Origin of the sequence: Bradyrhizobium retamae, assembly GCF_001440415.1 — a bacterium.
GTDB classification, from domain to species: Bacteria; Pseudomonadota; Alphaproteobacteria; order Rhizobiales; family Xanthobacteraceae; genus Bradyrhizobium; species Bradyrhizobium retamae.
In genome coordinates this window covers 1-15732 of the sequence record NZ_LLYA01000035.1, presented here as the reverse complement: position 1 = coordinate 15732, position 15732 = coordinate 1, and the positions used below count along the sequence as shown (strand labels likewise).

Annotated in this window: 20 protein-coding genes and 1 pseudogene; 9 read left to right on the top strand and 12 right to left on the bottom strand. The window is 61.8% G+C overall.

Annotated features, from left to right (window positions below; all coding sequences use genetic code 11):
* Positions 1 to 474 precede the first annotated feature (474 nt).
* Positions 475 to 1509 (top strand): DUF2336 domain-containing protein, encoded by a 1035-nt coding sequence (locus CQ13_RS06370; RefSeq protein WP_197427261.1) that lies wholly within the window; start codon positions 475 to 477, stop codon positions 1507 to 1509.
* Between the two features lie 60 nt (positions 1510 to 1569).
* On the opposite strand, the gene CQ13_RS06365 is transcribed toward CQ13_RS06370, so the two are convergent.
* Together CQ13_RS06365 and CQ13_RS06360 are read right to left on the bottom strand one after the other, a co-directional pair.
* Positions 1570 to 2619 carry a glycosyltransferase family 4 protein gene (locus CQ13_RS06365; RefSeq protein WP_057842156.1) on the bottom strand — a complete coding sequence of 350 codons (1050 nt, stop codon included), beginning with the start codon at positions 2617 to 2619 and terminating at the stop codon, positions 1570 to 1572.
* A 32-nt stretch (positions 2620 to 2651) separates the two neighbouring features.
* Entirely contained in the window at positions 2652 to 3893 is a 1242-nt protein-coding gene (locus CQ13_RS06360; RefSeq protein WP_057842155.1) for a glycosyltransferase, read from the bottom strand.
* Positions 3894 to 4301: 408 nt separating this feature from the next.
* Here CQ13_RS06360 and CQ13_RS06355 point away from each other — a divergent pair, with 408 nt between their 5' ends.
* The 5 genes from CQ13_RS06355 (at position 4302) to CQ13_RS06335 (ending at position 8661) form a co-directional block, all read left to right on the top strand.
* Positions 4302 to 4724, top strand: coding sequence for a DUF5413 family protein (locus CQ13_RS06355; RefSeq protein WP_057842154.1), 423 nt, complete (start codon positions 4302 to 4304; stop codon positions 4722 to 4724).
* 193 nt (positions 4725 to 4917) lie between these two features.
* On the top strand, positions 4918 to 5100 hold the full coding sequence (locus CQ13_RS06350; protein WP_057842153.1) for a hypothetical protein: 183 nt from the start codon (positions 4918 to 4920) through the stop codon (positions 5098 to 5100).
* A 306-nt stretch (positions 5101 to 5406) separates the two neighbouring features.
* Positions 5407 to 7500: a sensor histidine kinase gene (locus CQ13_RS06345; RefSeq protein WP_057842152.1), complete on the top strand. Its 2094-nt coding sequence runs from the start codon at positions 5407 to 5409 to the stop codon at positions 7498 to 7500.
* Positions 7497 to 8150 carry a response regulator gene (locus CQ13_RS06340; protein WP_057842151.1) on the top strand — a complete coding sequence of 218 codons (654 nt, stop codon included), beginning with the start codon at positions 7497 to 7499 and terminating at the stop codon, positions 8148 to 8150. Before CQ13_RS06345 ends, CQ13_RS06340 begins: the two co-directional genes overlap by 4 nt.
* Positions 8151 to 8277: 127 nt before the next feature.
* Complete coding sequence (locus tag CQ13_RS06335; RefSeq protein ID WP_057842150.1) at positions 8278 to 8661, top strand: BA14K family protein; 384 nt, start codon at positions 8278 to 8280, stop codon at positions 8659 to 8661.
* 79 nt (positions 8662 to 8740) lie between these two features.
* Here the strand turns inward: CQ13_RS06335 and CQ13_RS06330 are convergent, their stop codons facing one another.
* From CQ13_RS06330 to CQ13_RS06310, 5 genes are all read right to left on the bottom strand, one after another.
* Entirely contained in the window at positions 8741 to 9010 is a 270-nt protein-coding gene (locus CQ13_RS06330; RefSeq protein ID WP_245309054.1) for a DUF6719 family protein, read from the bottom strand.
* Entirely contained in the window at positions 9007 to 9381 is a 375-nt protein-coding gene (locus CQ13_RS06325; RefSeq protein ID WP_057842148.1) for a hypothetical protein, read from the bottom strand. The genes CQ13_RS06330 and CQ13_RS06325 overlap by 4 nt, the downstream gene beginning before the upstream one ends.
* Positions 9382 to 9486: 105 nt before the next feature.
* Positions 9487 to 9774, bottom strand: coding sequence for a hypothetical protein (locus CQ13_RS06320; RefSeq protein WP_156433538.1), 288 nt, complete (start codon positions 9772 to 9774; stop codon positions 9487 to 9489).
* A 294-nt stretch (positions 9775 to 10068) separates the two neighbouring features.
* Positions 10069 to 10269 carry a hypothetical protein gene (locus CQ13_RS06315; RefSeq protein WP_057842146.1) on the bottom strand — a complete coding sequence of 67 codons (201 nt, stop codon included), beginning with the start codon at positions 10267 to 10269 and terminating at the stop codon, positions 10069 to 10071.
* A 14-nt stretch (positions 10270 to 10283) separates the two neighbouring features.
* Positions 10284 to 10481, bottom strand: a complete 198-nt coding sequence (locus CQ13_RS06310; protein WP_057842145.1) for a hypothetical protein — start codon at positions 10479 to 10481, stop codon at positions 10284 to 10286.
* A 258-nt stretch (positions 10482 to 10739) separates the two neighbouring features.
* On the opposite strand from CQ13_RS06310, the gene CQ13_RS06305 reads away from it, so the two are divergent.
* Positions 10740 to 11276, top strand: coding sequence for a DUF4112 domain-containing protein (locus tag CQ13_RS06305; RefSeq protein ID WP_057842297.1), 537 nt, complete (start codon positions 10740 to 10742; stop codon positions 11274 to 11276).
* A gap of 69 nt (positions 11277 to 11345) precedes the next feature.
* On the opposite strand, the gene CQ13_RS06300 is transcribed toward CQ13_RS06305, so the two are convergent.
* The 4 genes from CQ13_RS06300 to msrA all read right to left on the bottom strand — a co-directional run bounded on the left by CQ13_RS06300 (position 11346) and on the right by msrA (position 13448).
* Entirely contained in the window at positions 11346 to 11627 is a 282-nt protein-coding gene (locus tag CQ13_RS06300) for a hypothetical protein (protein ID WP_057842144.1), read from the bottom strand.
* A 243-nt stretch (positions 11628 to 11870) separates the two neighbouring features.
* Positions 11871 to 12035 (bottom strand): DUF3309 family protein, encoded by a 165-nt coding sequence (locus CQ13_RS40595; protein ID WP_082637343.1) that lies wholly within the window; start codon positions 12033 to 12035, stop codon positions 11871 to 11873.
* Between the two features lie 273 nt (positions 12036 to 12308).
* Entirely contained in the window at positions 12309 to 12719 is a 411-nt protein-coding gene (gene msrB / locus CQ13_RS06295) for a peptide-methionine (R)-S-oxide reductase MsrB (protein ID WP_057842143.1), read from the bottom strand.
* 9 nt (positions 12720 to 12728) lie between these two features.
* Complete coding sequence (gene msrA / locus CQ13_RS06290; RefSeq protein ID WP_057842142.1) at positions 12729 to 13448, bottom strand: peptide-methionine (S)-S-oxide reductase MsrA; 720 nt, start codon at positions 13446 to 13448, stop codon at positions 12729 to 12731.
* A gap of 204 nt (positions 13449 to 13652) precedes the next feature.
* Here msrA and CQ13_RS46730 point away from each other — a divergent pair.
* Both CQ13_RS46730 and CQ13_RS46725 read left to right on the top strand, forming a co-directional pair.
* A pseudogene (locus tag CQ13_RS46730) lies at positions 13653 to 14804 on the top strand (tetratricopeptide repeat protein); the annotation flags it as partial.
* 55 nt (positions 14805 to 14859) lie between these two features.
* On the top strand, positions 14860 to 15426 hold the full coding sequence (locus CQ13_RS46725; protein WP_347337013.1) for a caspase family protein: 567 nt from the start codon (positions 14860 to 14862) through the stop codon (positions 15424 to 15426).
* 104 nt (positions 15427 to 15530) lie between these two features.
* On the opposite strand, the gene CQ13_RS06280 is transcribed toward CQ13_RS46725, so the two are convergent.
* On the bottom strand, positions 15531 to 15732 hold a 202-nt coding region (locus CQ13_RS06280; RefSeq protein ID WP_057842141.1), incomplete at its 5' end, for an ATP-binding domain-containing protein.

The following is a 15732-nucleotide window of genomic DNA, read 5'->3' as shown; positions in this document are numbered from 1 at the left end:
CGCGGCCGCCCCGTTTATGATGCGGCAACCATGAGTTCGGTTATCCGGTGAGGCCCTCCCGAAGCGGATGCTGCGCGGCCCGAATGCCAGGCAGATGGCCGGGCCCGCCTTCATCTGCCCAAAACTCCGTAAAAATGCGCAAAATCAGCGTTCCGCAACAACCACCCGTTAGGGAAGGCTGAGTACGATCAGCGGCTATTGCTCGCACCCGCCTCATTGCTGTCGTTGAAGTGAAAAAAGCCGCCGAGACCCAGCCTGTCTGTCGAATGGCACTCAAATGCGCGTTCATGCCGCTGCCGATGGATTCACCAAGATGCCGGTCATCCGCGCGGTGGAGCGTAAGGCGTCGCGGCGAGCCGGCACGACCCGGCCGGAGGCGGCATAGCCATGCCTGCTGCATCGCCGAATTTGCGCGCGGAATTGAATGGTGCCGAAAAGGAGGGACCCGAGCACGACGCCCGGATTTTCGGGGAAGTGACGGACCTGTTCCTGTCCAATGTCGATCGTCTCGGTGAATCGCAGATCGCTGCCGTCGATGGCGTTCTCGCCCACCTGATCGAGCGGGTGGACGCGAAAACCCTGGTCCAGCTCAGCGAGGCCCTTTCCATCATCGACCGCGCCCCGCGCCAGACCATCCGCAAGCTGGCATTTCACGAAAACCACTTGCTGGCGGCGCCGGTTCTCAGATGCTCCAACTGCCTGTTGGAAGCCGACCTTCTTGAAATCGTCAAAAGCCGCAGCCAGCAGCATTTGCTGGCAATATCGGACAGAAAGATTCTCAATGAGGCGCTGACCGACGCGCTGATGCGATTTGGCGACGTCCACGTCTCCAACGCGCTCGCGCGCAACGCCGGCGCGCGTTTCTCCGAATGCGGTTACGCGACGCTGGTGGGGCGGGCCGAGCGTGATGAAGTCCTCGCGGAAAAGCTCGGGCTTCGATTGGACATTCCGGGCAGCCTGCTTCGGGAGCTTCTGGGCAGAGTTGCCGACGTGGTCCGCGCCCGGTTCTTGACGGCGTCGCGACCTGTTGCGCGGAAGAAAACCCAAGGTTCTGCCGGGGCTGCCGGGCAGGGTGACGCGGCCCGGAAGGCGATTGATTATACCCAGGCGCAAAGCGAAGTCGTCGCGCTCAATCGCACGGGCAAGCTCAACGATTCGATCGTGAACCGGTTTGCGGTGCGGGGTGAATACACCCACGTCGTCGCAGCGCTCGCCCTGAAGGCCGACGTCAAGATCGAGGCCATCGAACCCTTGCTCGAGCCCGACCGGGTATACGGCCTGATCGTCGCGTGCAAAGCGGCGCTGCTGAGCTGGTCGACAACGACGATGATCGTCCGCAACCGTCCGAACTGTCCGCCATCCACCGAGCGGGAACTCGAGCAGTGCGTGGCGATCTATGAATCGCTACTGCTGTCGGTGGCGCAGTGGACCATTCGTTTCGGCTCCGACCGGATCCTTGGGAAGAAGAGCGAGCCCGTGGCGGCTGTAGCGGCGGCCGGCAGAAAGTAGCTTACAGACGAAGAGCACGTCAGGTTCGCATGTAGCTCGTCCATATCCACCAGCACCGCCTCATGCCGGAATGGCTTCATTGGCGCGGTCGCGAGCCAGTGCTGTGTAATGGCGAAGATATTCTTCCGCCATGCGCCTGGCGGTGAACCTCTTCTCGAAATGCCCGCGCACCTGGCTTCGATCGAGTTCGGCGAGCCTTCCGATCGCTTCGACCGCTTCTGTTTCATCCGCTACGACAAACCCGGTAATGCCGTTGTCGATGACTTCGGGCACCGAGCCTGACTTGAACGCGATGACGGGCGTGCCGCACGCCATGGCCTCGATCATGACGAGCCCGAACGGCTCCGGCCAATCGATGGGAAACAACAGCGCCGCAGCGCCTGCCAGAAATTGCCGCTTCGCGTCATCGTTGACCTCGCCGGTGAGCTGCACCCGCTCGCCATCGATCTGCGGCTCGAGCTGTTCCTTGAAGTAGCTCCTATCGCCGCGCGGCACCTTTGCGGCGATACGAAGCGGCATTTTGGCAGCGCGCGCGATCCGGATGGCGGCTTCCGGTCCTTTCTCCGCCGTCAGCCGGCCCAGGAAGGCAAGGTAGGATCCGGCCTCGAACGAAGGTCGAAACAGGTCGGCCGGCAAGCCATGGTAAATGGTGCCGATCCAGTTGGCCTCGCTTAGGGGAACGCGCTGATTGTCCGATATCGAAACGAACGGCGCGTCGGGAAAGCTGCGGACCACGTCCGCAAAGCCAGGCAAGTCCATGCGCGCGTGGCAGGTGGTTAGAAACGGAACGCCGAGCCGGCTCAGGAGTGGCAGGTGCAGCCAATCGATATGCGCGTGAATGACATCGAATTCGGTCGCGCGGCCCGCAACTGCCTCCAGCAGGGCTGCCTGCGCCACCATTGGATCCGTCTTCGGCCGGCCAAGACGAAGCGCCCGCGGCCAAACGGCATGGAGCTCGGCGGCGGTCCCGGAATCCCCGCTGGCAAACAATGTCACCTCATGTCCCAGGCTCACCAGCTCATCGATCAGCCACGCCACCACGCGCTCGGTGCCGCCGTAAAGCTTGGGAGGGACGCTTTCGGCCAGAGGCGCTATCTGGGCAATCCGCATGGACTTTCTACCATCGAGATCGAACCAAACCGTCAAACCACCGGCCGTTCGTATTTGGACAGCAGGTCGAGCCAATCCTCTAATAGTCGGCTCATCAAAAAGTTCTGCCGCACGCTTTCTTTCGCCCGCGCACCGAGCTCCTCCCGCAAGTTCGGATTCTTCAATAGCTCGACTATTCTCGCCGCCGCCTGATCGGGCGTGCTCACCAGAAATCCGTTCCATCCGTCCTTGATCTGGTGCCGGATGCCTCCGACGTCGCCGCCGATGACGGCGGCGCCCTTCCACATTGCCTCGGCGACGGTGAGACCAAAGCCTTCGCGGATCGACTTCTGCAGGACCACCGCGGCAGAGCGCTGCAGTGCGTTCACCAGGGTTGGATCGTCGACGCTGAGAACAATGATGCCTTCGTCGGCGACGCTCTCGATCGTCTCGAGGATTTGTCCGCCCTCGGGATCGTCAGAGGCATTATTGCCGACGAGCACGAGCGTGCAGTCGACCTGCTCTCTCGCCTTGCGGAAAGCCTCAATCACGCCCATCGGGTCTTTCCACCGATCGAACCTGGAAATCTGCGTTACCAAGGGACGATCTGTCGGAATTTTGTAGTTGCCGAGGAATTCCCGTCTCTCGCGGTCGGACATCTCCCGGTTTTTCGCCGAGAACGGATCAATCGCCGGGGTGACGAAATGCTGTCCGACCTGAAGATCCTGGCCGTATTCGGGCAGCGAAAAGATAGTTGCGTTATACTGCTCGATGAACTGGCTCAGATAAGTCCATACCGAGGCGTGTGGCGACGACAGATCGACGTGACATTGCCAGAGCCACGGCATTTCCCGATCGGAAAAATGCGTGATGAGCGGCAGAGGCTGAGGATCATGCACGATGACTGCGTCGCATTCGTCGAGATGAAGCCGCGTGGCATTTTCGAACACGACCTCTTCGTAGATCGTCTTTTCAGCGTCGGAAAACTCCAGGCTGGTGCCCTGCAGCGTATTGTGCAGTTTCTTCGTACAGCCAAAGAAGCCCGGCGTTCCCTGGATCAGATGCCAGTCGGTTTCGATGCCGGTCGCGTTCATCATGAGCGTGAGCGGCGTGAGCAGTTCGGTGACGCCTCCGCCGTAGAACGTCGAACTGATATGGGCGACGCGCATCGTGCGCACCCGATCCGCCTTCGCCGCGATGCGCTCGACCGTCGCAGCGCCGATGAGCGGCTCGTACTGTTCGAGCGTGTGAAGCCCGAGAGTGGACCGTTGAACGGCGGAAGTGAGCGTGGACATCGAAGTCGCCTCTGTGATTCTTCTAGAGTTCTTGCATTGCGGCAATGCCGCTTCACGCGCTCCAAATCTCGACAAGTTCGCAATCGCGATCGCAGGCCTCAGCGCCATCTGCGAGCGGGAACCTGCTGGCCTAACTACTTTCCAACCGACCGGCCGTTACAGGCGAAGGCTCCCGTCCACGTCTGCCACTTTTTCCCATCAGCATAAGTCCGAAAGCGTGTGGAAGTTGCCTCAGGCTTGCGTCCAGCCGGTTTCATATTGCTGAACATTCATTCATCCGCCCCTCGGCGCAGCCGGATTCAGATGCTGGCGCTATCGACAATTCTCGCGCAACGGGAACGTGGACCGGACAAATTTACTTGGCCCTTGAGCTGCTGTATTGGGTAACCAGCGCCAGGAGGCAGTTCCATGAAACGCTATCTGATCTTCGGAGCCATCGGCCCGTTTGTCGGCGGATTCCTGATGCTGTTAGCGACCACGGTGGCCTCGGGCTACTGGACCGACACCAACTGGTCGGAGATCGGGAAATTCCTCGGCGCGTTCGCCAAGACGCTGCAATACAGCTACCTGTTCGGCATCGTGCCTGCGCTGATGATCGGCGCCATCGACGACATTCTCTGTCACGTCAAGCGCATTCCTAACGTGGTGCGAATCCTGATCGTGGGCGCCATCGGATTTGCCGCGTCAGAACTGCTCTATGGTTCGCGCGGACCGGATACCGGCGTGGTGCAGTTTCTGCTCTACGGCATCGTCGGCATGGTGCCTGCGGCGCTGTCGTCGTGGCTCGCGCACCGATACGTGGACGAGCCGCAGCCAGTGCATTCGACGTGATTCACCCCGCGCGCCGATGTTCGTTCCGGCGTTTGTTCGACTTTAGTCCCTGTCTCTTCTCGTCCCTTGGTCTGGATACCCGAGCGCCGTGTCCGCGAGTAGCTTTCGCGGCGAACACGCGGAGCGCCATCGGCGGTTTGATCCGCCAAGTCGCTGCAGCCGAAAGCTGAGGCGCAGGTCGAGAGGACAGAGGATGAACTACGGCTTCGGAGTCGCGCTATTGGCGGTAGCCGCCATGCTATTGTACGCCGGCAGGCCCGACAAGGACGGGGCCAGTCCCCGCTTCCTGCGGTTCAATGCAGCCCTGGTGCTCTACCCTCCATTCGTCCTGGTGTTTCTGGCCTTCGGCTCGGCGTTGCTGATAAACGCGCTGTGACGCGCGCGGGATAATCGGCGGGCGCACGATTCGGATGAATGAAACTGCTTATTCCAGCCGACCAACCCCCGGGATTGTTGGAGGGAGCACGCTCTCTTGACTTTCGAATGCCACGCCTGCCTCCTAACGGCGACGCTTCCAACTAAGCACAGATGACCGTGTCGGGGAGCGAGACTGCCGAACGTCAGGAATTACCTGACCTCTGCCGTCAACATGGCGCTTGGCAGACGAACGTCAGGCTGGTCCGATCGGGAAGTGCGGCGTAAGGGAACCCACAGAGTTGTCAGTTTTCGCCGGCGAACCAACATGCGCGCGTCCATGATCGCGGAGTTAAGTAACAGGCTCTCCTCCGGTTCGGGCCGAAGCAAGGAAGCCGTCTGGCTTTTCACCGCGCTGGTTCTGACGGCTGCCATTCCGGTCCTGCTGTTCGGGGGATGGATGGCCTATATCACCGCCGACCAGGAACGAAGCTACGCCCGCCAAGCCGCCACCGAGGCGCTGACGCAAGTGGCGCACCGGATCGAGGGCGAAATTTCCCACGAAATACAGGTCGCGGAGACGCTTGCAAGCTCGGCCGCGCTCGACGATGGCAATTTGGGCGACTTCTATCGCGAGGCGAAACGAATAGTCGCCGCGCGTCCGCTGTGGGAGACCGCCTTCCTGACCAAGCCGGACCGGGAACAGGTCCTCAACGTATTGCGGCCGCTCGGTGCGCCGCTCGGGCCGGTGACCGACAGCGAAAGCTTCGACGCCGTGCTCCGCACACGTAAGCCAGCCCTTGGCGGGCTGGGGCCGTACCAGGCTTCGATCGGCAAGCGGCTCGTGGCACTGCGTGTGCCGGTTATTCGAGAGGGCGAACTTCGCTACATCCTAACCGTCGGGCTGTTGCCCGATCAGATCGGCACCATTCTCGGTCAGGCCGGTCTGCCCGCCGGATGGGCCGGCACCGTCATTGACGCCAAGGACGAGATTGTCGCGCGAACGCCTGATGCCAGAGCCGCCAGTGCAAGTGCGAAGACGCCCGCGGTGCAGGAAGCCATTGCCCGCGGCGGCTCGAATTCGCTGCGCACCCAGACGCGGGAGGGAATGGATGTCGAAACCGTCCATCGCGGCTTGGCGGGAACGGAAGGATGGTCGGTTCACGTGGGCGTTCCAGTCGTTGAACTGAACGCTCCCGTATCCCGCTCGTTGCGGCTGCTGGTCGGAGGAACGGCGGCGAGTGTCGGGCTCGCCATCGCGCTTGGACTGGTGATCGCCCGCGAGATCGCGCAGCGGCGTCGCATGGAAGCGCTTCAGTCGGCCGCAGCGCTGCTGGACAGCGAAAAACGCGGCGCGCTTGCCATCGATGCCGCCGAACTCGGTACATGGCGCTGGGATCTCACCGCAAACGAGTTCAGCGGTTGCAACCGCTTTGGCGCATTGCTGGGTTTGCCGAGCGCCCGATCGGGCGAAACCAGATGGTCCGCGGACCGGATCTTTGCGTTGCTCGAACCAGCGCACCGCGCGGCTCTGGCCTCGTTCGGCGGCGCTTGTCTCGAAAGCGGCAAATCAGGCAGTGTCGAATTTCCGGTTCAATCCGACGATCGCGGCGAATACTGGTTGCGTGCCGCAGGCAGGGCTGAAGGTCCGCCCAACCGGCGTCATGTGATTCATGGCGTGCTTGCCGACATCGATATCCTCAAGCGCGCGGAGGCGGAGCGTTCTCACTTGCTTCGTCGCCTGGCTTCGGCCCAGGAAGAGGAGCAGCGCCGGATTTCGCGAGAACTGCACGATCAGATCGGCCAAACGGTGACGGGATTGTCGCTCGGCCTGAAGGCGCTTGAACAAGGATTGGCGAAAGGCAGCAACCCGGAAGCAGCCACCGAGCAGGTGCGATGGCTGGAGCAGCTTGCTGCGCAGATCGGCCGGGACATTCACCGCACCGCGTCGGACCTGCGGCCGACCGCGATCGACGACCTCGGAATCTTCAGGGCGATCGAAGCCTACGCCGCCGAGTGGCAAGAGCGTTATGGTGTTCGTATCGATATCCAGACGTTCGGGCGGGACAATTCGCTGCCTCCCGATGTCGCGGCGGTGCTGTATCGACTGGTCCAGGAGGGATTGACCAACGTCCTGAAGCACGCCAGCGCCAGCAAGGTCAGTATCGTGCTCGAGAAGAAATCGGACGGGCTGGCGCTTGTTCTCGAGGATGACGGCGTTGGCTTCGATCCGGAAAGCGTCAGCCGCAATGCGATGGGCGGCGGTCAACCGTCCGGACTTGGCCTCTCCGGCATGAAGGAGCGCGTCGCGCTGCTCGGCGGCACGATCGCGGTGGAATCTGCGCCCGGAAAAGGTAGCACAATCTTTGTCCAGATCCCGCTGGAAGGGCAGGAGATGGAAGTGCAGGAGACCGGCGCATGACGCCCATCCGCATCGCGCTTGTCGATGACCATCCGGTCGTGCTCGCCGGCATACGCGCGCTGTTACAAGGCGTGCCCGAGGTCGAACTCGTCGGCGAGGCGAATACGGGGACAACGGGACTGAAAGCCATTTGCGAATGCTCCCCCGACATTGCGGTGATCGACCTTTCGCTGCCCGACATCAGCGGCCTGGAACTCGCGCGCCGGCTGAGCAAGCGGTGCCCGGCGGTAAAGATCATTGCGCTGACCGTGCATGAAGACCGCGCCTATATTCATCCGGCACTCGAAGCTGGCGCACGGGGATATCTCCTGAAGCGATCCGCCGGAGACGAACTGCTTCGCGCGATCAGGGCCGTCAACGAGGGCGCCATCTACCTCGATCCCGCTATCGCCGACAAGGCGTCAACGAGCGCTCCCGAACTGACGTCGGCCGATAACGGCGATGGCGGCGAACTCAGCCGGCGCGAAGAGGATGTGCTCAAGCTGGTCGCTCAAGGGTTCAGCAACAAGCAAATCGCCGGCGAGCTGGAGGTGAGCGTCAAAAGCGTCGAGACCTACAAGGCACGAGCATCGGAAAAGAAGGGCCTGCATAGCCGCGCGGATATCGTCCGCTACGGCATCAGGCGGGGCTGGCTCGCTGCTCCAAACTGAGCGCGACAGGAAATACCAATTCCTGCTCTGCGGCATGTCAAGCGTCAGGATTAACCTGTCAGAACGATACGGCCGCGGGTGCGTTGTCGGTCGAGCTTGGACAAGAGCGCAGAACAGGAGCAATCAGATGAAATCATGGAAAATTGTTTCGGCAGCCATTGTGCTCGGAATATCGCCCTTGATCCCGCTCCAGCCGGCCGCGGCATCGCCAATGATGGCGGTGGCCGGGGCAGAGCGGCTGGCCGCATCGATTCAGCCGGTCGAGGCCGTGCAGTATCGCCGCTGGCATCGTGGGCCGCACTACCGCCACGGCTGGCATCGACGCCAGCACGGCACCGGCGCGGCCGTGCTCGGCGGACTGGCCGCCGGCGCTATCATTGGAGGGGCCATCGCCAACAGTCAGGCCCGGGCAAATGATGCAGTGGCCTACTGCGCACAACGATACCGCTCCTATGACCCCGCATCCGGCACTTATCTCGGATATGACGGCTATCGGCATCCCTGCCCATAGGAACAGTGCTGAGGCCGCGGATGAAGGTCCGCGGCCCATGGCGTTCGAAGCCGGGACGACGGCTTTGTCTCGCTGCCGGCTACTTAGCCGACCCGGTGCGCGCGCCGGGCTGCAGATCACTCAGCGGCACGCAGCTCTTTTTCCGGCGATGATTCTTCGCTGCGCCCTGCACCTTCAAGACCTTGCCAGCCGAACAGGAGCCATCATCGACGTAGATGGTGGAGTATGGATCCATCATCAGCGGTTCGTAAGAATGGAGCTTCTGGGCCATGCACGGCTGGGCGATGAACAAAGCCGTCAGGAACGCACTCCAGCCTGCCATTTTGTAGGAAATCCTTTGTACCTTCATTGGTCCTTTCCAGGTCCGGACGCGTCGGCGGCCCGGAGCATGTTGCGCGATTTGCCATGGATGACGTCAGTCACCGCAACAAGGTAGCGGGTGTAGACTTCGTGAAGCCTTCGGATCATCTCGGCGTTTTCCGCTGAGGTTCGCAACTTGAAGACGCCAGCCTCGCAAACCAGTAGCCCGTCAGTGCAAAGCCCGGCCAGCGCGCTTTCGGTTTCCGTGTCGCTGGCATAGATGCGAGCCGCAATCTGGCGCAGTTCCCATCGCTCTTCCGGGTTGGACCAGATCAGAAGCAGCGCCTCGATCTGCGCCACCGAAGCGATGTGCTTCAATATGAAGGCCCGCACGTCGTCGGGAACGTATCGCGTTGCCATGCCGTGGGCTGATGTTGTGTGTCGATCGACACGGATGCCGGAATCACCGAACCAGAGAGTCTCCGAGTGGCGATATCGCCACCACGCCGCATGCACTGCAATCCGTCAACCTGTCTGATGCTGCGGCTGAGCGTTGAGGGCCTCGCAGAATCCAGGCTGCGGGCTCGCTTGTAGTGCTGCCTGCGCGGCCTCGGCCTCATATTCGTCGACCAGTATCTGAAGTTTTTCGGCAAATCCTGGATCGGCCGCGCCAATCGCCAGACGCTTGCAAAAGACGGCCCGCTCATGCAGCAGCTCGGCCCGAGACAGCTTGATCAATTTGCGTTTGGTTCGACCCACCCTTCTTGCTCCTCGTCCCATTGCGCACGCGGCGCCCCAACGAATGACCGCCATCCTAGAGTGCAATCCTGTGCCGGCGCGTCAGGAAAAACCTGTCAATCACAATGATGCTTACACTGTGCCTGCCTTTGCAGATGCGATTTCGGTGGCGCTGTTGTGACCCGTGTCGCCACGCGAATCATTGTTGCAGACCAGGCAGATGGCTTTCGAAGTGAGACGTCGGTTGACGCCCCATCGTTCGTACCGGTGCGGCGTCCTTTCCGAGCATGGAACGCAATACGCCAAAGGTCGATTATCGATTGTCCTGCCACTGAACATTCCAGCCCCCGTTCCCCGTAGCACCGCGAACTAGTCTTCGCTCTCGTGAGCCCCCGCCATCGCTACCAGGACCACAACGCTGAGGGCGCCGGCCGAGATGAGCGCATTCATTCTCAATGCCGCCGGAGGGACTCCCAATCCGTGGTGAACGAACACGGCCATCAGGAGTGCGGTCACGCCGGCGCTCGCGATAAAGAAGATGACGGCGACAGCCAGGTCTATGATCCTCATCGTCGGCTATCCTGCTATTTCTCTCGGCTTGCGAGGAACTCGATCGTGACGAGGCCAAGGAGAATAGCCGCGCAGATCAGCGCCTGCTCTCGAAGTATGGATCGGGGAAAGCCCAGGCTATGTTGCGCGAGGTGCGCCATCGCGTAGGCTACGATCGCCGCACTTCCCAGTGCGAGAAACAAACCAGTTGCGAGCTGGACGAATTTCTTCATCTGTCTTCACTTCGTGCCGTTGATTTGTCCGAAGGCGTTTCAATGGCGGGTCGGACCGCTGCGCGCATTCCACCTGCCTCGCGCGCAACCAAGGCATATTAGGAATCATGCCTCGTTCGGGGATGTCAGGAAAAGCCCGTCATGCCCACCATTCCAGATCCGTTGGCGGGTGATGACAGCGCTGACCTCTCGGATCCGACCCACGCAAAGCAGCGACCGCATGACGCAACTTGCGCCTCGCATTCGCGTTACCATCTGATGGCCATGGCAGACGACGATATCTTTACGCCGCCCCGTTCGCGTTCCGGACCATCTTCCCGGACGCGCGCGCCCGGACGTGGGCCGGTCATAGACCAGGAGGGGCGCGAACTCCCCGAGCCGAACCTGCATACGCGGTTCGAGGGAATGCGGTTCGATTTCGGTCATTCCGCCGCCAATCCGTTCGGCGAGCTGACGCGCGAGCAGCGGATCGCGCGGCTTGATGCCATCGCCAAATTGCTGGATGTCGCCTTCATCGTGCCCGGCACCAATTTCCGCTACGGCATCGACGGGCTGATTGGCCTGATCCCGGTGGTCGGCGACATCATCACGACGGCGATTTCGCTGTGGGTGGTGCGCGAGGCGCGCGCGCTTGGCGCCCCCTGGCACATCACGGCGCGGATGCTTGCCAATGTTGCGGTTGACGGCGCGGTTGGCCTGGTGCCGGTCGCGGGCGACGCCTTCGACGTCATGTTCCGCGCCAACGTACGCAATGTCCGCATGCTCAAGCGCTGGCTCGACAAGCAGCCGCGCTAAGGAAACGCGCTAAAGAAAAACGCCCCCGAAATGACTTCCGGGGACGCGCTGTTTCAGAAGGTGGAAGCTTTAGGCCGCGTCGGCCTTGTCGTCGGTGGCGGCCGGGCGCGGACGGCGCGGCAGCGGGAACGCCTCGCTTTCATAGAGCGAGCGGATGCCGCTCTGGTCAAAGCGCGCTTCCTCGACCTGGAGATAGGCGCCATTCAGCGAGTCCGCAGGCAGCTCCTCGATCGCGAAGCGAACCGCTTCCGCCGCGGTGCCAAAACGCCGATAGGCAAACCCGGCCCGCTTCTTCTTGCGGATCGCGGCGGGAAACAGTTCGGCGGCGGTGTTGTAGCTGAATGGACGCATGGACGGTGACCTCAATCTTTTTCGGCTCTTTTCGTGTGAGCAATGGGGATTGGATGACGGTGGGCCACAGTGGCGGGCCACGCCGTGCACGTCATTTCGCTCTCTAATATAAGCTTCTTTGACGAAAATGCGACCCCTGAGGCCCGACATCGGGGGTGATGATGAATCCACGCATGGCTGCGGGATGCGTAAATTAAATCAAGTTATTTCAATGGGTTCCGCCATTTCAATGGGTTCCCTGGCTTACAGCTTGCCGAGCAGGAGGAGGATGAGAAGCACGATTAAAATCACGCCACCGAGCCCCATCGCGGAATGGCCCCCGCCATAGCCATAGCCGCCGAAACGGCCGGAAAAGCCGCCCAGCAGGAAAATAATCAGAACAATGATGAGTATCGTTCCAAGCGACATCGCTTGCTCCCCCCAAGGCTCTCGGAAAACGACGGCCGCGGCCGGGATCAAAGCATATCGCGGGCCGCGAGTCCTTGGTCGGTCCACCGAAATGGAGAAGGGGACACCCGTCATTCCGGGGCGCGTCGAAGATGCGAACTCTCGAGATTCCCCGATGCGCAATTGCGCATCCGAGGTCTGGTCCTTCGGACCATCTACGATGCGCGATTGCGCATCGGAGAATGACGACGACGTCGTCAGTTCTTCGTCTCGTCGGTCGGAACGGATCGGAGCTTATTTCGGCTGCAGCTTAAGCGCCGCCGAGTTGATGCAGTAGCGCAGGCCGGTCGGGCCGGGGCCGTCGTTGAAGACGTGGCCAAGATGGCCATGGCATTTCGAGCACAGCACTTCGGTGCGGATCATGCCGTGGCTGAAATCGCGCTCCTCATCGATATGGCTGTCCACGGCAGGCTGCGTAAAGCTCGGCCAGCCGCATCCGGAATCGAACTTGGCATCGGATTCGAACAGCGTCTGGCCGCAGCCGGCGCAGGTATAGGTGCCCTTGCGGTGCTCGTGCTCATACTCGCCCGAGAACGGCCGCTCGGTCGCCTTCTCGCGCAGCACGGCGTACTGCATCGGCGTCAATTCCTTGCGCCATTCGGACTCGCTCTTGACGACCTTGCCGGATGTCTTGGTATCGGACATTTGCCCTCCTTAATTGGTAGCCTTCGCGTTGCGCACCAGCGTCGGCTGATCAACGTAGTTCTCCGCAAAGATCTTCTTCAGATTCTCGATCTTCGGGATGTCGTTGAAGACAATATAGGGCTGGTTCGGGTGCAGCGTCAGGTAGTCCTGGTGATAGTCTTCTGCCGGGTAGAACGCCTGCAGCGGGCCGACCTTGGTCACGATCGGCTTCTTGTAGACCTTGGCGGCGTTGAGCTGGGCGATATAGGCCTCCGCCACCTTCTTCTGCTCGTCATTGGTGGTGAAGATCGCCGAGCGATATTGCGTGCCGATGTCCGGGCCCTGGCGGTTCAATTGCGTCGGGTCGTGCACGACCGAGAAGAAGATCTGCAGGATCTTGCCATAGCTGATCTTCTTCGGATCGTATTTGATCTCAACCGCCTCGGCGTGTCCCGTCGTGCCGGTGCCGATCATGGTGTAGTTCGCGGTCATCTTGCTGCCGCCGGAATAGCCGGAGACCGCGTTGAGCACGCCGGCGGTGTGCTGGTACACGCCCTGCACGCCCCAGAAGCAGCCGCCGGCGATCACGGCGGTCTGGATGCCGTCGGCAGCCTGAACGTCGACGGCAGGGGCCGGAATGACGACGGCCTGTTCCGAGGCGCGCGAAGGCGCGGCGGCGAAGGCCGCGACGGCCAGCGTGCCGATGGCGGCAGCGGCGAGCGACAGGCGGCTGAAATGGCGAGGGGACATGGTTTCCTCTTTCGGCGTTGGTTGGGCAGTCTAGAGCGGGAACGGCGTTTCGCAATCGGCTCAATTATCGCCGATGCCCAACATACGGCGCTGCCTGCGGATTGTTACAGGGTGCGCCACACGAGTTCGTGAATAGGGCCATCTACCCAAGTTTTTGGAGGGGTGATCTCCGTCACTTGACCGGTGCGGGCCTGTCTTTCCACAATGAATCGGTGGTCGCGCGCCGCGACCAAAAATCCAATGCGCCGGAGCGTTCCGCCGATGTTGCGGGCCTTGTTGCCGGGTCTCGTTTTGCTCGTCGCCGCCGGCCCCGTGCGGGCCGCGGGCGATGTCGAGACCTGCCGAAATAACTCGGCGGAACCGGCCGCCCGGCTCGCAGCCTGCGAAAGCGTGATTGCCGACGAGAAGATCACGGGGACCTCCAGGGCAGCCGCCTTCTGGTATCGCGGCGATTCACTGATGAAGAAACGCGATTACGACGGCGCGCTCGCGGCGTTTACCGCGTCCCACGAGATCGCGCCGCAGAATATCAACGTCATCAACGCACGCGGCATTGCCTACAGCTACAAGGGCGACGACGAGCGCGCGCTCGCCGACTACGATCTGTGCCTGCAGCTGCGCCCGAGCTTCGGCAGCGCCTACAACAACCGCGGCGTCATCTTCATGCGCCGGGGAGAGCTGCAGCGTGCGCTCGATGAGTTCAACCTGGCGGTCAAGCATATCTTCAATGATCAGAGCCGCTATCTGCACCACTACAACCGGGGCCGCCTGCAAGGATTGATGAAGCTGTACGAGGCCTCGCTCGCCGACTATGCCGAGGCGCAAAAGGTCAATCCCGATGGTCCCCATGTTCCGGCCTACCGGTGCGTTACCTACACCAGCATGGGCAGGTTCGATGACGCGCTCGCTGACTGCAATGCGACGCTGGCCAAGTCGCCGAACAACATTTACGCGCTGACCAGCCGTGCCAACGCCTATCTCGGCAAGGGCGATCTCGACGCCGCGCTCAGCGACTACAACCGGGTGCTCAAGATCAATCCGAACTACGTCCGCGCCTATGTCGGCCGCGGGCAGCTTTTCGAGAAACGCCGCAACCTTGCTGCCGCCCGCGCCGACTATCGCTCGGCGGCCAACGCCGTCGCGGCAAGACGCGAGGATATCGATACCACGCTTGCGCGCGGGATCGCGAAGGAGCGGCTGGAAGCCTTGCTGGGCACCGCCGCGCCGTCGCCCGCGGGCAAGGCTTCGCCGTCGACGCCACAACCGGCGGGGCCGCGCAAGGTCGCGCTGATCGTCGGCAACGGCGCATACAAGAATGTCGCCCCGCTGGATAATCCGCCGCGCGATGCCAAACTGATCGCGTCGACCTTTCGCGAACTCGGCTTTGCCACGGTGACGCTGGCTCCCGACCTTGGCCGGGACAAATTTTTCGACCGCCCTGCACGAGTTCGGCCTGGAGGCCGAAAAGGCGGATTGGGCGGTCGTCTACTATGCCGGCCATGGCATGGAGATCGGCGGCGTGAATTACCTGATCCCGGTCGATGCCAGGCTGAAAACGGACAGCGATGCGGAGACGCAGGCGGTCGCGCTCGAGCAGGTGATCGCCGCGGTCGCCGGCGCACGAAAGTTGCGGCTGGTGATGCTCGATGCCTGCCGCGACAATCCCTTCGAAAAGACCATGCAGCGAACGATTTCGCTAAAGCTGTTCAACCGCGGCTTCTCCAACATCGAGCCGGAAGCCGGCTTCATGGTGGTCTACGCCGCCAAGCACGGCGAGACCGCGCTTGACGGCGATTCCCTCAACAGCCCGTTTGCCACTATCCTCGCGCGCGTCATCAGGGAGCCGAAGGTCGAGGTACGCAAACTATTCGACATCGTCCGCGACGACGTCTGGAAGGCGACCAACCGCACGCAGCAGCCGTTCACCTACGGCTCATTGCCGGGACGCGAGGATTTCTACTTCGTGGCGGGGAAATAGGCCGCTGCCGTCATTGCGAGGAGCGAAGCGACGAAGCAATCCAGGCTGACTCCGCGGTGAAATTCTGGATTGCTTCGCTTCGCTCGCAATGACGCAAGCGACCGTCACACCACCACGCTCAGCCGCTTCGCCGCACGGGTGATACCGGTGTACAGCCATCTCGCTCGGCTGTCTTGGAACGCAAAACTCTCGTCGAACAGCACGACGTCGTCCCATTGCGAGCCCTGCGATTTGTGCACGGTGAGCACGTAGTCGTCCGTGAAGAATGCCGATCTCACGCTGGAATGGTCAGAGCGCCGGGAAAGA